General features: G+C 70.8%; 10 protein-coding genes. 2 read left to right on the top strand and 8 right to left on the bottom strand.

Annotation, left to right across the window (positions count from 1 at the left end; all coding sequences use genetic code 11):
• Positions 1 to 31 precede the first annotated feature (31 nt).
• Both ACVTJA_RS51250 and ACVTJA_RS51245 read left to right on the top strand, forming a co-directional pair.
• Entirely contained in the window at positions 32 to 1,312 is a 1,281-nt protein-coding gene (locus tag ACVTJA_RS51250) for an EH signature domain-containing protein (RefSeq protein ID WP_465832092.1), read from the top strand.
• Between the two features lie 42 nt (positions 1,313 to 1,354).
• Positions 1,355 to 2,266, top strand: coding sequence for a glutaminase (locus ACVTJA_RS51245; protein ID WP_465832090.1), 912 nt, complete (start codon positions 1,355 to 1,357; stop codon positions 2,264 to 2,266).
• Between the two features lies 1 nt (position 2,267).
• On the opposite strand, the gene ACVTJA_RS51240 is transcribed toward ACVTJA_RS51245, so the two are convergent.
• From ACVTJA_RS51240 to ACVTJA_RS51205, 8 genes are all read right to left on the bottom strand, one after another.
• Positions 2,268 to 3,797, bottom strand: a complete 1,530-nt coding sequence (locus tag ACVTJA_RS51240; protein ID WP_465832088.1) for a hypothetical protein — start codon at positions 3,795 to 3,797, stop codon at positions 2,268 to 2,270.
• A gap of 147 nt (positions 3,798 to 3,944) precedes the next feature.
• Positions 3,945 to 4,781: an SDR family NAD(P)-dependent oxidoreductase gene (locus ACVTJA_RS51235; protein WP_465832086.1), complete on the bottom strand. Its 837-nt coding sequence runs from the start codon at positions 4,779 to 4,781 to the stop codon at positions 3,945 to 3,947.
• A gap of 32 nt (positions 4,782 to 4,813) precedes the next feature.
• Positions 4,814 to 5,560 (bottom strand): lysophospholipid acyltransferase family protein, encoded by a 747-nt coding sequence (locus ACVTJA_RS51230; protein ID WP_465832084.1) that lies wholly within the window; start codon positions 5,558 to 5,560, stop codon positions 4,814 to 4,816.
• A complete protein-coding gene (locus ACVTJA_RS51225; protein ID WP_465832082.1) occupies positions 5,557 to 6,525 on the bottom strand; it encodes a 3-oxoacyl-ACP synthase III family protein in 969 nt (322 codons plus the stop codon). The genes ACVTJA_RS51230 and ACVTJA_RS51225 overlap by 4 nt, the downstream gene beginning before the upstream one ends.
• Positions 6,522 to 8,408, bottom strand: coding sequence for a patatin-like phospholipase family protein (locus tag ACVTJA_RS51220; protein WP_465832080.1), 1,887 nt, complete (start codon positions 8,406 to 8,408; stop codon positions 6,522 to 6,524). The genes ACVTJA_RS51225 and ACVTJA_RS51220 overlap by 4 nt, the downstream gene beginning before the upstream one ends.
• Positions 8,409 to 8,724: 316 nt before the next feature.
• A complete protein-coding gene (locus ACVTJA_RS51215) occupies positions 8,725 to 11,886 on the bottom strand; it encodes an efflux RND transporter permease subunit (protein WP_465832078.1) in 3,162 nt (1,053 codons plus the stop codon).
• 9 nt (positions 11,887 to 11,895) lie between these two features.
• Positions 11,896 to 13,089 (bottom strand): efflux RND transporter periplasmic adaptor subunit, encoded by a 1,194-nt coding sequence (locus tag ACVTJA_RS51210; RefSeq protein WP_465832076.1) that lies wholly within the window; start codon positions 13,087 to 13,089, stop codon positions 11,896 to 11,898.
• The gene (locus tag ACVTJA_RS51205) at positions 13,077 to 14,603 is read right to left on the bottom strand and encodes a TolC family protein (RefSeq protein ID WP_465832074.1); all 1,527 of its coding nucleotides are present in this window, start codon (positions 14,601 to 14,603) and stop codon (positions 13,077 to 13,079) included. Before ACVTJA_RS51205 ends, ACVTJA_RS51210 begins: the two co-directional genes overlap by 13 nt.
• Positions 14,604 to 14,710: the final 107 nt, after the last annotated feature.

The following is a 14,710-nucleotide window of genomic DNA, read 5'->3' as shown; positions in this document are numbered from 1 at the left end:
GTCACAGCGGCTGGATGCCGCAGAGCAGCGCATGGACGAGCGCGAGCCCTCGCGTGTCGAGCGCATGCGCGAGTCGATCAACAAGGTCAGGGTCAAGGAGCATGTAGCGAGGAGGGACTTCGACAGCCTCTCCCGCCGAGAGCGGCGCGCGGTGCCAGCGCTGTGGCAACTCATTGGCGTCGAGCCCATGCGTGGGTTCTTGGAGTGGAGTCCTCAATCTTGGCCGCGTCTGGTGCGCCAGTTGTTGAGAGACTGGAGCCCCGACTGGGATGCGCAGGAGATGGCGAGGTGGGCGCAGCTCGCGGGCAAGGCCCCGAGCAACCCGAGGTGGCGTTTGCCGCTTCCTGTCGAGAGCGTGCTGCGGCGGGAAGGCCCGGGACTGCTCGCCGACCGGTGGATGGACAATTCGCTGCTCGAAGTGGTCGAGACGCTAAGGGGCGCCGGGCTGCGGCCGACGAGCGTTTATGCAGGGCATGTCGTGGCCGAGCACCTGCGGTTGGGTATCAAGGCGCGCGAGGACCGCACGGTCAGTCTGGCGTTCCTGATGGACGATGCACGGGGACGGGCATGGTTGCCCTTCACCGGGACGGAGACGAATGTCCTGCCTGCGCCCATGGAGGCACGCATCGAGGTGGTGGCCGCCGTGTTGGAGTGCCGCGCAAAGGGCGTCTGTAGTGACCTCGTCCGCGCTCGGCTGGCTGAGCGGCTTGTCTCGAAGGATTCTGAGTTCGGAGACCCCCGGCAGTCTCAGCAGGCACAGGCGTCGGCCTGGGCGCGGGTCCGGGCGCGCGCGCCTGAGGCCTTCCAGGCCTTCCTGGCTGGGCTCATCCAGCAGGACCTGGCGTTCTTCTTTGACCACGGCATGAATGAGGAGGACCGGCGCGAGTTCTGGCTCTGCTACCTGGGGTCCATCCGCTCCACGACGTGCTACCTGGCTGCGCCCGTCTACGACTCGCTGCACCGCCGGGTGGCGGCGCTCCCGCCCGAGCAACAGGCCGCCTTCCGGCGCGCGCAGCGGCTGGGCGACAAGGACCGCAACGAGGTCAGTGCCTTCGTCCTCTCATTCGCGGAGTACGACGTCGTCGAGTTCTCGCGGAATGGCCATGCCTCCTACGTGTATAAGAAAGGGACGCTCGACCAGAAGCTGAGGGGTCGACGCCCCGAGACGGCCAGAGACTTCATCGATGGCCCGTCCGGCCGGTTCCATGTCCAGCGGTTGCTGCACCTGCCGGGCTGGGAGTACCGCGTCGCCCAGCAGTTGCTGGCGCTTGGCATCGAGTGGGACAGAAGTGGACGAAAGCCCTGGCGCTGAGCGGCGCGGCTATCATGCGCCGCCGAGGTGGACGGGCGCGCGATGGACTACCAGGCGATTCTCGACGAGGTGATGACCGCGGTCCGGCCGCTCATCGGACAGGGGCGTGTGGCCAACTACATCCCCGCGCTCGCGGCGGTGGACCCGAGCCGCTTCGGCATGGCGCTGGCCACCGTGGACGGCCAGCTCCACGGCGTCGGCGACTGGCGCGTGCCCTTCTCCATCCAGAGCATCTCCAAGGTCTTCACCCTCGCCCTCACCCTGGCCCGAGACGGTGACGCCGTCTGGCGCCGCGTCGGCAAGGAGCCCTCGGGCAATCCGTTCAACTCCCTCGTCCAGCTCGAATACGAGCAGGGCATCCCTCGCAACCCGTTCATCAACGCGGGGGCACTCGTCATTACCGACCGGCTGCACCGTCTCACCGGTGACGCCCGCGGCGTCCTGCGCGAGTTCCTCCGCGCGGAGAGCGGCAACCCGGCGCTGGACTTCGACCCCGTCGTCGCCGCCTCCGAGGCCGAGCACGGCCACCGCAATGCCGCCCTGGCCCACTTCATGGCGAGCTACGGCAACATCGAGAACCCCGTCGCCCAGGTGCTCGAGCACTACTTCTGGCAGTGCTCCCTCGCCGCGAGCTGCGCGGACCTCGCTCGCGCCTGCGGCTTCCTGGCCCGTCATGGCCAGCGCGCCGGTGGAGAGCGGTTGCTCACGCGGAGCCAGGCCAAGCAGGTCAACGCGGTGATGCTCACCTGCGGCACCTACGATGCCGCGGGTGAGTTCGCCTACCGCGTCGGCCTGCCCGGCAAGAGCGGCGTGGGCGGCGGCATCATCGCCGTCATCCCCAACCGCTGCGGCCTCTGCGTCTGGAGCCCCGGGCTCGATGCGCGGGGGAACTCGGTGGCCGGTGTGGAGGCGCTGGACCGCTTCACCACCCTCACCGGCCTCTCCGTGTTCTGACTCACACCATCCGCGCCGGGTACGGATAGAAGTAGTGCGGCGTGACGTCGCCCCGGTGACGGATGAAGAGCGGGCCCCAGGTCGGGTTCTGGTCGTGCATCTGCTTCAGCAGCCGGAGCATCCGGTCGAAGATTCTCCGCACGTCCGCCTCCGCGGACAGCGCTGCCGTGACGCCCGCCGCCACCATGTGCGCGGCGTAGATGCCCTCGGTGACGCGCTCGGGGAGCGTGCCGATGCCGGAGATGAGCAGGCGCCGCATGACCTCCACCTTCTGCTCGTCCCGGTTGCGCCAGTTCTGGATGGACCCCAGGGAGTGGTTCTCCAGCGCCGCCGCCTTGTAGGTCACAATCGTGTCCGCGACGAGCTCGGCGGACTTGCGCGCGTTCGCGGGCGTCACCGTCCGCCCCGCCAGCACCAGCTCCGCGGGGACCAGGTCCTTGTCCGTCTCCGCGATGAGGACATTGGCCCAGTCCTCCGCCCGGTCGAAGCGCAGGCGCGCGACGACGTAGCCCGCGAGGTAGCCCCGCAGGATGTCGGCGGGATGCGGGTCCGCCGACGGGCCCCGGTTGCGCAGCTTCCCCGGTCCACCGAACGCGAGGTCCAGCCCCCGGAAGTAGCCGATGAGGCCGATACCCGCCGCGGGCCCCATGTTGAGGATGCCGAGCACATCGGACGCCGTTTCATCGATGCGCTCGCCCCAGTAGTTCCCCAGCGTGGCGAGCCCTTCCGACGCGAGCCGGTTGGTCACCGCCTCGGAGAGCTCCTCGGGCAGGCCCACGTCGGCGTGCAGGATGTCGTGCCCGCCCACCTCGTGCCCCAGCGCGGCCCAGGCCAGCAGGCCCGTCCTCGCGTGGGCCGGAGGCAGGTTGACGATGCCGGCCCCCATGTCGAGCACCTGGGACGTCACGTCCACCGGCCACGTGTACGGCCCGAACTGCGGGTTGCCCCACTTCACCAGCGGAGGGATGACGCCCAGGTCGGGCGGCTCGACACCGCGGCGGTCCTCCGCGCTGAGGAAGCCGTCATACAAATCACTCACGACCTCCTCGAAGGCGTCCGTCGCGACGAGCAGGTAGTTCTCCCCGTTCTGCAGAATCGTGTTCGCCGCGTCGAGCAGCAGCCCCGCCTCGCGCTCGCGATGCGGGTCCCGCCTCAAGACCTCCGAGTAGCCCTGCGGGCCCAGTTGGTCCAGCACGCGCAGGTACGGCACGAGGACCGACTCGCGGTAGATCGGCGGAAGCGTGACGCGAGCCGCCTCGAGCCGGCCGCGGAGTTGGTGGAAGTCGAGCGGCTCCGGTGGACCCGGGTCCGTGTCCTGCGCGGCCACCACGATGTCCTGGATGCAGGCAGGCAGGTTCCGGATGTCCGGCGGCTCTCCCGCTGTACTCTCGCCCGTCCCGGCCCGAGCGCGTCCGGTGGGTACCGGCCGGGCGGCGATATTTCCCTCGCGGAGCTTGTTCGCCTTCGTCGCGGTGCGCCCCGCCGGCGCGGAGCGCTGCCTGCTCTTCCCACCCTGTCCCTGTCTTGCCATGTCCACCTCCGTGCATCCTCGCTCGCGCGAAGGTGGGACGTGGACCACGGCCGGCCCACTGGCTCGCGGGGCACTCGGAGTGCTCGCGTGCGCACATGGGCTCCCGCCCGGGAGGGCGTAGCGGGTGACGGCTGGAGGCGGAAGCCGTCAGGGATTGAGGACGAGGTCGATGAGCTTCAGCGCCATGCCGCCGGTGAAGTCGATGGTGGCGCCGTTGAACCATGCGGCGTCATCGCCCGCGAGCACGCTGACGAAGCGGGCCACCTCCTCCACCGTGCACATGCGCCCGGCCGGGTTCATCCGCGCGTGCGCGGCCTCCAGCCGGGCCAGTGCCTCCGGCGAGTACACGTGCTTCAGCGCGGGCGTCATCACCGTGCCGAACTTGAGCAGGTTGACGCGGTGGCCGAGCGGGCCCAGCTCCATCGCCAGGTGCTGCACGTACATCTCCAGCGCCGCCTTGGAGGCGCTGATGAGGCCCGTATTGGACAGATGCGTGAGGTCCAGCGGGTTCTGCAGGCCGAGCAGCCGCGCCTCCGGGGCCAGCATGTCCGCCGCCACCAGCGCCTGCGCCCAGTACACGAACGAGTGCGCCATGGTGTCGAAGGTGCGGCGGATGCGGCGCGCGTGCAGCCGGTCCTCGCCCTCCGACAGGAATTGCCCCACCGAGGCACCCGCAATCGAATGGACGAAGAGCTTCACGCTGCGAGGGCCCGCCGCCTGTCGCAGCGCCTCCACGCCGGCCTCGGCGGCCTCGGGCGTGGACGCGTCCGCCTGCCACAGCACCGCGCGGCGTCCGGCCTCCCGCACGGTGCGCTCCATCCGCGCCGCGGCGTCCACGTAACGGCCGCGATGGATGCCGAAGACATCCAGCCCGGGCCGCTGCGCCACCGCCTCCGCGATGGCCGCGCCCGTGCCTGACGAGGCGCCAAGGACGAGCGCCCACCGCGAGGCGCTCGCCGCCTCATCCTCCACACTGCGACTCATGGACTTCTGCCTTCCCCTGGCCCCTGCCGCGCTCAGCGACTTCGCGAGCGCGCCCTGTCCAGCAACGTCTGCACAGAACCTGCAACCTCGTAATGGGCCGTCAGCATCGCACCCCGGTCATTCGCGTCGAAGCCGGGCTCCAGGTGGCGCGTCATCGGCTCACCCACCCACTGTGTCATCTTCACGGGGAAGGGCAGTGAAATGGGCCACAGCCCCGTCGCTCCGACGCCCAGCCACAATGGCAGACGCGCCGGCATCCCCACCCGCCGTCCCAACCCATACCCGTCGTTGAGGCCCACGTACGCATCGTCCATGCCGCTGCCACCCACGGGGACAATCGGCAGCCGGTAGCGCACCGCGAGTCGCAGGTAGCCCAGCCGCTCGCCCCAGTCCACGCGGTAGCGGTGGCGGAAGCTCCGGCAGCCCTCTCGCGTGCCACCGGGTTGCAGCAGCACGTGCTCGCCGCGCGCCACCGCCTCCGCCAGTCGCGGGTCGTCTCCCGTGACGAAGCCCAGCCCGTCCGCCACCGCGCGCATGCCTGGAATCCGCTCGAAGGCGCCGTGGGCCACGCCGTGCGGCAGGTAGCCCAGGTGCTCGTAGAGCGTCACCGTCAGCATGCACAAATCAACGGCCAGGGGCCGCCCGTGGTAGCCGACGATGAGCTTCGCGCCGGGACGTAGCAGCGGCTCCAGGTTGACGACGTCATAGCGATGGTAGCGGCGGAGCAGCCGGAAGGTGGCCAGCCACGCGGCCAGCGGCAGACCTCCCGCGCGTCTCATCCACCCACCCGGTACAGCACCGCGCCGTGCGCGACGCCCGCGCCCACGCCCACCAGCAGAATCCTGTCTCCTGCCTTCACCGGCCGCGTGCGCAGGAGCCGGTCCAGTCCCACGCCCAGCGACGCGGAGCCCACGCTGCCCACCGTGTCCACCACGCGCACGCTTCGCTCCGGCCCCACCTCCATGGCGCGGAGGATGGCCTCCAGCATGCTGCCGTTGGGCTGGTGCGTGAGCACCCACTCCACGTCGCGCAGGGCCACGCCCGCCTCGTCCAGCACCGAGCGCGCGGCTGTCAGCAGCGCGTCCAGCGCCACGCGTGTCATGTCCTTGCTGGCCGTGAGGAAGCGCATCCGCTCCGGCCTGCCGGTGACGTGCGGGTTCTCCAGCACCACGTCCGTGGGCAGCGTGCCGTCGTTGCCCAGCGCCACGCCCAGCACGCCCTCGCCGGGTCGCGCCGCGCCGAGCACCGCCGCCGCGGCAGCGTCGCCCAGCACCAGGTAGGGGCGCGGGTCCTCCGGCGTGGTGGTGCGCGACAGCAGCTCCACCGAGACGATGCCCACCGGCCCCCAGCCCGTCGCCACCGAGCGCGCGGCGAGGTCGAAGGCACTGAGGAAGCCCATGCACGCGTTGCTCACGTCCATGGCGTCACAGCTTCCGGAGAGGCCCAGCGCCGCCGCCACGCGGTTGGCCGTGGCGGGCGTGGTGACGTCTCCGCCCATGGAGGTGACACAGAGGATGCGGCGCAGCGCCTTCGCCTCCAGCCCCGCGGACTCCAGCGCGCCGCGCAGCGCGGTGGCCGCCACGTCCGCGGCCTTCGTGCCCGGTGGTGCGAAGTGCCGGGTGTGGATGCCCGTCTTCCGCTCCACCTCCGAGGCGTCACGGCCCACCCGCGCGCACAACTCCGCCGTCGTCACGGCGGGGCCGGGCAGGACGCTCGCGGTGCCGAGGATGCGGACGGGAATCATGCCGCCCACCTTCCGCCGGGATGCGGCTGGTGCGGACTGGCACGCGTCTTCACCTGCTGCCAGTGCGCCTTCAGTTCCTCCAGCTTCTGCGCCAGCGCGCCGTCCGAGGCTGCCCGGTCCAGGATGTCCCTTGCTCGCGTGAAGTCCATGGCGGTGAGCAGCGGCAGTTCCGCCGAGGGGATGTCGTAGCTGACGTCCGCGAGCAGCGCCTCCGCGCCTCCGCTCCGGTGCAGCAGCAGCACGCCGCTGGCCACCAGGTCCAACGCGCGCGACACCGGGTTGAGGCCCGCGAGGAAGCGGCCCACTCCCGAGCGCGGCATGAAGGACGACTCACGCACGCCGAAGGGGAAGATGTTGCTGGTGAAGATGAGGTCCGCCCCCGCGCTCACCAGCACGTTGGCCGGCACCATGCTGGTGAAGGCGCCGTCCACATAGCGCGCGGGCGGCACCAGCGTGGGCGCGAAGACGCCGGGCGCCGAGCCGCTGGCGCGCACGCCCATGGCCACCGACCCACGCTCCAGCGCCACGCAGTGGCCGTTCGTCAGGTCCGTGGCCACCGGCAGGAAGCGGATGGACAGCTCCTCCAGTGAGAGGTCTCCGAGGTCCTGACGCACGAAGCGCTCCAGCGCGTACGACGTCACCACCGCGCCGGTGGCTGCCAGCGAGAGCTGGCGATTCACCGCGCGCTCCTCCAGGCGCAGCAGCCCCGGCAGTCCGCTCTTCCCATCCAACGCGCTGCCGCAGAAGTACGCGCCCACCAGCGAGCCCATGCTGGCCCCGCTGATGAAGTCGATGGGGATGCCATTGCCCACCAGCCAGCGCAGGATGAACACGTGATAGAAGCCCCACACGCCGCCGCCGCTGAGCGCCAGCCCCACGCGCCGGTGGCTGATGGCCCGGGCCCAGCGCGACAGCGCATCCAGCTCCGCGTCGGTCAGCTCCACGTCCTCCAGCGGGCGCGCGTCCACCGGCAGCGACGCGAGCCGCTCCAGGCCCAGCCGCAGCCAGCACGCCGGCAGCACCCGTGTGTCCGCGCCGTCCTGCCGAGGCGGTCCGCCCAGCTCGGCGCCGCGCGAGGGACGCTCCGGGTCGATGACCACCGTCGGCAGCACCCGGTGCCCCTGGGGGAGCGGAGGCCGCGCGTGCTGGGGACCGGGGACGAGCCGCACCGTCTTGCCCGGCGTGGCGCCGGTGTGGCGGCAGCCATCCAGGAAGACGTAGTGCGCGCCGTGCTCGCGCGACAGCCGCTGGAGCAGGCCCGCCGACAGCTCCGGCGCCGATGCATGGAGCACGCCGTCCGCGCCCTGTGAGACTTCGACGTCCCCGTCTCCCCTGCGCAGCACCAGCACCCGGTCCCCGAAGTCCTGGACGAGCACCTTCGCCACCAGCGCGATGAGCGTGGACAGCGGCGCGTCCGGCACGTCGCTCTCGAAGGCCACCACCTCCGCGCACTCGTGCAGCGCCTCGGGCCGGGGCCGCTCCGCCGCGTGGGCGCCCAGGTTCTGCCTCAGCCCCGCGCGCGAGCGCACCAGCTCCCAGACGGTGTCGCGTGGGAAGAAGAGACCGCGCGACTCGGCGGCCGCCCTCGCGGTGACGGCGTACCTCCCGGCCACCAGCGCCTCCACGCCCAGCGGCGTGACGGACCTCAGCGTCAGGAGACTCTCCCCGCCCCGGCGCACGTCCAGCTCGCCGTCCAGCAGCAGGAAGAAGCCCTCCGCGTCCCGCTCCTCCTCGCACACCACCGCGTCCTTCGCCCAGCGGACCTCCCGAGCCTTCTCCAGCAACTGCAACAGCACCGTGTTGCTGGTGTGGCGTAAGGCCGGCGCCCGCTTCAGTGCGTAGAGTCGCTGGCGTTGGTCATCGAGGCGAGTGGAGTTTGCCATTGAGGCCTCAAAGAATAACAAGGCCTCTCTGGTGTCGGACACGGGTCGATGACAACCCTGTGTCTGATTAATCTTGGTATTGCTTGTTTTTCTTGTTTCACGGGGGCCCTGACCGGGAATGCCTCGCGGTCCTGAAGTCCTGTTGCGAATCGCCTGCATGCCCAGGCCTCCGGAGCGCCGTGCCTTCGCGCTCCGCCCCCATCCATTGAAACGGCGCAAGGAGCGGTCCTTACGCCGTTGGATATAGCGGGTGCTCCGGTGCCCTCGAATACCTCCGCGAGGGTAGAGACTCCGGGCGAGGAGCCCGGAAGGAGGCTCAGGCGGGTTTTGGCTGGGCGGGGACTTCCTCGGGAGGAGGCGGGCGGGGCGGGTGATGTCTGCGCAAGTGTGAGCGGGCCGACTCCACCAGCACGTACAGCACGGGGATGAAGATGAGGTTGACGAAGGTGGACAGCAACATGCCCCCGAAGACAGTGGTCCCCAATGACTTGCGCGCCGAGGCGCCCGCGCCGCTGGCGAGCATCAGCGGCACCACGCCCATGAGGAAGGCGAAGGACGTCATCAGGATGGGGCGCAGGCGCGTCTGCGCGGCGAAGATGGCGGAGTCCACCACGCCCTGGCCCTGGCTCCGGAGCTGCTCGGCGAACTCGACGATGAGGATGGCGTTCTTGCTGGCCAGGCCCACCAGCATGACGAGCCCCACCTGACAGAACACGTCGTTCTGGAGACCTCGCAGGTTCTGCAGCCCGAGCGCTCCCAGCATGGCCACCGGCACGCCGAGGAGGATGACGGCGGGCAGCGCGAAGCTCTCGTACTGCGCGGACAGCACCAGGAAGACGAAGATGACGCCCAGGCCGAAGATGAGCAGCACGCTGCTGCCGGCCTGCTTCTGCTCCTGCGACAGGCCCGTCCACTCGAAGGTGTAGCCGGCGGGCAGGGACTGGCGCGCCACGCGCTCCATGTCGTCCAGTGCCTGTCCGGTGCTGCGGCCCGGCGCCGCCTGACCGTTGATTCCCGCCGAGCGGAAGAGGTTGTAGTGCTGGATGTTCTGCGCGCTCGTTATCGGCTTCACGCGCACGAGCGACTCCAGCGGCACCATCTGCCCCGAGGACGCGCGCACGTAGAGCGCGTTGATGTCCCTGGGCTCGTTGCGGAACGGCATCGCCGCCTGCACGTAGACGCGGTACACGCGGCTGGCGAAGGTGAAGTCATTCACGTACTGGCTGCCCAGGTACACCTGCAGGGTGGAGAAGACCGAGTCCAGCGGCACGCCCAGCGCCAGCGCCTTCTCGCGGTCCACCTGCACGTCCAGGAGCGGCGTGCTGGCGGTGTACGAGGAGAAGACTCCGCGCAGGCCCGGGTCCTGGCTGGCGCGCGCCACGAGGTTCTCCGTCGTCTGCGCCAATTCCGCCAGCGAGCGGCCGCCCTGCTGGTCCTCGAGGACGAACTCGAAGCCGCCCACGCTGCCCACGCCGCGGATGGCGGGCGGCTCGAAGGGCAGCACGCGCGCGCCGCCGATGCCCAGCAGCGGGCCGCGCAGCCGCTCCACGATGCCCGCCACGCTCTGCTCGCGCTTCGTGCGCTCGTCCCACGGGTGCAGGTTGACGAAGAGGGTGCCGTAGTTGGCGCCGGTGCCCAGCAGCGAGAAGCCGCCCACGGTGAAGATGTCCTGCACCTCGGCCTGCTTGCGCAGCACGCCTTCCGCCTGGAGGAGCACCTGGCGCGTGTAGTCCAGCGACGTGCCCTCCGGGCCCTGCACCGCGACGATGAGGTAGCCCTGGTCCTCGCCGGGGATGAAGCCGCTGGGCGTGAGGCGGTACACGAGCAGCGTGCCCGCGAGGCACACCACGAAGGCGATGGCCACCGGCCACTTCAGCGGCCCGGTGAGCTTCACCAGCAGCCGCCCGTACGCGTCGCGGAACCTCTCCAGCCCCCGGTCGAACGCGCGGAACACGCGCCACTTCTGGCCCTCGTTCGGCTTGAGGAGCAGCGCGCACAGCGCGGGTGACAGCGTGAGGGCCACCAGCGCGGAGAGGCTGATGGAGAAGGCGAGGGTGAGGGCGAACTGCCGGTAGATGATGCCTGTGGTGCCGGGGAAGAAGGACACGGGGACGAACACCGCGGAGAGCACGAGCGCAATCGCCACCAGCGCGCCGGCCACCTGTCTCATGCCCCGGTGCGTGGCCTCGCGAGCGTCCACGTTGTCGTGCTCCATGGTGCGCTCGACGTTCTCGATGACGATGATGGCGTCATCCACCACGAGGCCCGTGGCCAGGGTGAGGCCGAAGAGCGTCAGCGTGTTGATGGAGAAGCCGAACGCGTTGACGAAGAGGAACGTACCCACCAGCGACACCGGCAGCGTGGTGGCCACCACCAGCACGCTGCGCCAGCCGTGCAGGAAGATGAACACCACCAGCACCACCAGGAGGATGGCCTCGCCCAGCGTGGTGAGCACCTCTTCGATGGACGCCTGCACCGCGGCGGTGGTGTCGAAGGCGCGCTGGTACGCCATTCCCGGCGGGAAGTTGGCCTCGAGGCGCTCCAGTTCCTTGATGACGCCGTCGCGCACCTCCAGCGCGTTGGAGCCCGGGAGCTGGAAGATGCCGAGGCCCACCGCATCACGGCCGTTGAAGCGCAGGAGCTGCCCGTAGTTCTCCGCGCCCAGCTCCGCGCGGCCCACGTCCTTCAGCCGCACCAGCGAGCCGTCCTGCCCGCGCTGCACGACGATTTCGCCGAACTGCTCCGCCGTGGTGAGCTGGCCCTGCACGCGCAGGGTGAACTGGTACGCCTGTCCCGGCGGCGCGGGCGCCTGCCCCACCTGGCCCGCGCCCACCTGCACGTTCTGCGCGCGCAGCGCATTCACGACGTCCGTCGCGGCCAGTCCCCGTCGCGCCAGCTCCGTGGGGTCCAACCACAGGCGCATGGCGAAGCGGCGCTCGCCGAAGATGCGCACGTCGCCCACGCCCTTCACGCGCAGGAGCGCGTCGCGGATGTAGACGTCCGCGTAGTTGCTGAGGAAGCCCGTGTCGTAGCGGTTCTCCCGGTCGAACAGGCCGAAGGCCATGAGGAGCTGCGTCTGCGCCTTGTTGACGGTGATGCCCAGCGCATTCACCGCGGCGGGGAGCTGCGCGGACGCGGTGGCCACGCGGTTCTGGACATCCACCGCGGCGATGTCCAGGCTGCGTCCCTGCTCGAAGGTGACGTTGATGCTGCTCTGCCCGGTGTTGCTGCTGGTGGAGGAGATGTAGCGCATCCCCTGCACGCCGTTGAGCTGGCGCTCCAGCACCGTGGTGACGGCGCTCTCCACCGTCTCCGCGGACGCGCCGATGTAGTTCGCCGACACCTGCACCACGGGCAGCGACAGGTCCGGGTACTGCTCGACGGGCAGCGCCGGAATGGAGATGACGCCCACCAGCGTGATGATGATGGACACCACGCTGGAGAAGACGGGGCGGCGGATGAAGAAGTCGGTGAACATGCCTTCTCCTCACTGCGCCGGAGTCGAGCCGCCGTCCGGTTGAGAACCCCGCGGATGACCGCCGCTGCCGCCGACTCCGTGCTGGCCGTCCTGCGCTTCCTGCTTCGCGGGCGTGGGCTGGATGGGCTGGCCGTCGCGCAGGAGCTGGAGGCCGCTGACCACCACCTGCGTGCCGGCGTCGAGCCCGCCGAGGACTTCGTAGGCATTGCCGGAGACCTGGCCCAACGTCACGGGCGCGCGCTGGGCCACCGTGCCGCCGTCGCCCTGGCCCACCACGTAGACGAAGGACTGGCTGCTGATGCGCGTCACCGCGAAGGTGGGCACCTGGAGCGCGTCGCGCGTCTCGTACACCACGCGCGCTCGCACGAGCTGCCCGGCCCGCAGGCCCACGGTGTTGTCGAACGCGCCCTTCACCTCGACGAGCTGCGTGGCCGGGCTGGGCGTCGGGGCGATGAAGAAGACGGGCGCGGACACCAGCACCTTGCCGTCCGGGTCCAATATCTCCACCGGCGTGCTGCCCATCTCGATGTCCCGGGCCCGCTCGACGGGGACTTGCACGGACACCTCCAGCGCGCGGCTCTGGTCGAGCTGCGTGAGGGGCGTCTGCGGCGTGACGAAGTCCCCCACCTTCACGGGGTAGTTGCCCACCACGCCGGCGAAGGGCGCGCTCACCTTGTAGAAGCCGAGCTGCACCTCCTGCGCCGTGATTTGCGCCTCGAGGGCGCGCGCGCTGGCCTCGGCCTGCTGGGCCTGGGCCACGGTCTGGTCATAGTCCTGGCGGCTGAGGAGGCCTTCCTTCAGGAGCTGCTCGCTGCGCTTGCGGGTGCTCTCCGCGAACTCGCGCTGGGCTCGCGCGGAGGCCTGCTGGGCCTGGGTGGCGCGCAGGCCCGCGCGCTGCTGGCGCGGGTCCACCACCAGCAGCACGTCGCCCTCCTTCACCCGGGCACCGGGCTTGAGGGGAATCTCCTGCACGTAGCCGGCGACCTGCGGGAAGACGGTGATGCTGCGGCGGGAGATGAGCGTGCCCAGGTACTCGCTGGTGTCTCGCACCTCGCCCGGGGCCAGGGGCTGCACCTGGACGGGCATGGCCTTCGCCGCGCCGCCCTGTCCGCCCTGGGGACCGTCCTCCTTCGAGCCCTTGCACGCCGACGACATCAGCGCGAGGGCCACGAGCCCCACGCTCCAACTCCTCACCAGTTGCATGCCGCCTCCGCCAGGAATGCCTGGACCCGCGCCTGCTCCAGCTCGAACTCGCGCACCACCAGGGCCAGCTCCGCCTGCCGCAGCGCGGCCGCGGCCTGGATGAGCTCCAGGCTGGTGCCGGTGCCCACCTCGAAGCTGCGGCGGGTGAGCCTGTCATTCTCCTCGGCGAGCTTGCGCTCGCGGTCCGCGATGTCGCGGGCCGCCGCGGCCACCTCCACCGCGCGCCTCGCCTGGGCCACCTCCACCGAGACGTTGCGCTGCAATTCCACCACGTCCTGCCGCGCCACCTCCGCCTCGGCGCGCGTCTGCCGCAGCCGGCCCTCGCGCGCGCCGCCCTCCCAGAAGGGCAGCACGAGGCTGGCGCCGACATTCCACACCGGCACCTCCGCGAAGCCATCCTTCACGGTGAGGGCCACCGCGGTGCTGTTCAGCTCCAGCGTGGGCAGGTAGCTGCGCTTCACCTCCGTAATCTGTGACTCGGCCGCGGCGAGGCGGCTGCGCGCCGTCGCGACGTCCGGACGCTGCTCCAAATCCGTCAGGCGCTGGCAGTCATCGCGCGCCGTCAGGAGCAGTGCCTCCAGCCGGACGCCACGAGCCAGGCCCACCGCCTCCGGCATGCCCAGCGTCAGACCGAGCGCCTCGCGCGCCTGCCGCAGTTGCTCGTCGCCCGTCACCACCAGCGTGCGCGCCGACTCCGCGTCCTGTTGCACGCGCACCACGTCCAGCCGGGTGCCCGCGCCCAATTCCAGACGCCGCTGGGCCTGGGCCAGTCGCTCCAGCGCGGTGCGGAGGTTGACGCGGTTGACCTCGGCCAGTCGCTCTCGCGCGGACACCAGCACGAGCGCCTGCGCGAGCGCCCCGGTGAGCGCGCGTCGAGTCTCCGCGAGGGTCAGCATCGCGGTGCGCTCGGACTCCTTCGCGGTGTGCACTGCGGCCAGGGCCTGCAAATCCAGGAGCGGCACCGACGCGGTCAGCGTGCCCGCGACGAGCGGCACGGTGGTACGCAGGCTGGATGAGCCGCCCGTCGTCCCGCCGCCGCCCCCGCCTCCAACGCCGCCGCCAATGCCACCTCCGCCGCCCGTGAGGCCCGTCGCCGAGGGGTAGGCCACGTTGTAGGTGAGGGACACGGCGCCGGTGACGGTGGGCAGCAGGCCCGCGAGGGCGATGCGGTGCAGCCCCACCGCGGACTGCACCTGGGCGAGCGCGCTGCGCAAATTCGTGGAGCGCTGGCGGAGCAGGTCCAGCGCCTCGCGCCACGAGGACACCTGCACGGGCGCGGGAGGCACGGGCTCCAGCAGCGGGTCCGACACCTGGAACTGCATGGGTGGCGGCAGGGGGCCGGTGTCGCCAGTGGGGCTCTTCTCCGGAGCTGGAGCCTGGGGACCCAGGGGCGCGGGCGTGGACGGCGCGGCGGGTGTCGACTGCCGCACGGTACCGGGGTCTGCCTGTGCGAGCAGCAGTCCGGGCAACACGCCGGTGCGGGAAAGCAGGGCTGCGAGCAGCAGGGCATTCATGGGGCGCGCCCAGAGGTATGCGCCGCGCACTCCCTCGACCACGTTCCCGTGGGCAACCTTGCGTCCGGTGGACAAATGATGCGCGCCGGTTGCTCAGCAGTGGATGC

This window comes from Pyxidicoccus sp. M6, from assembly GCF_055568925.1.
This window is presented reverse-complemented; position numbering and strand designations above follow the sequence as displayed.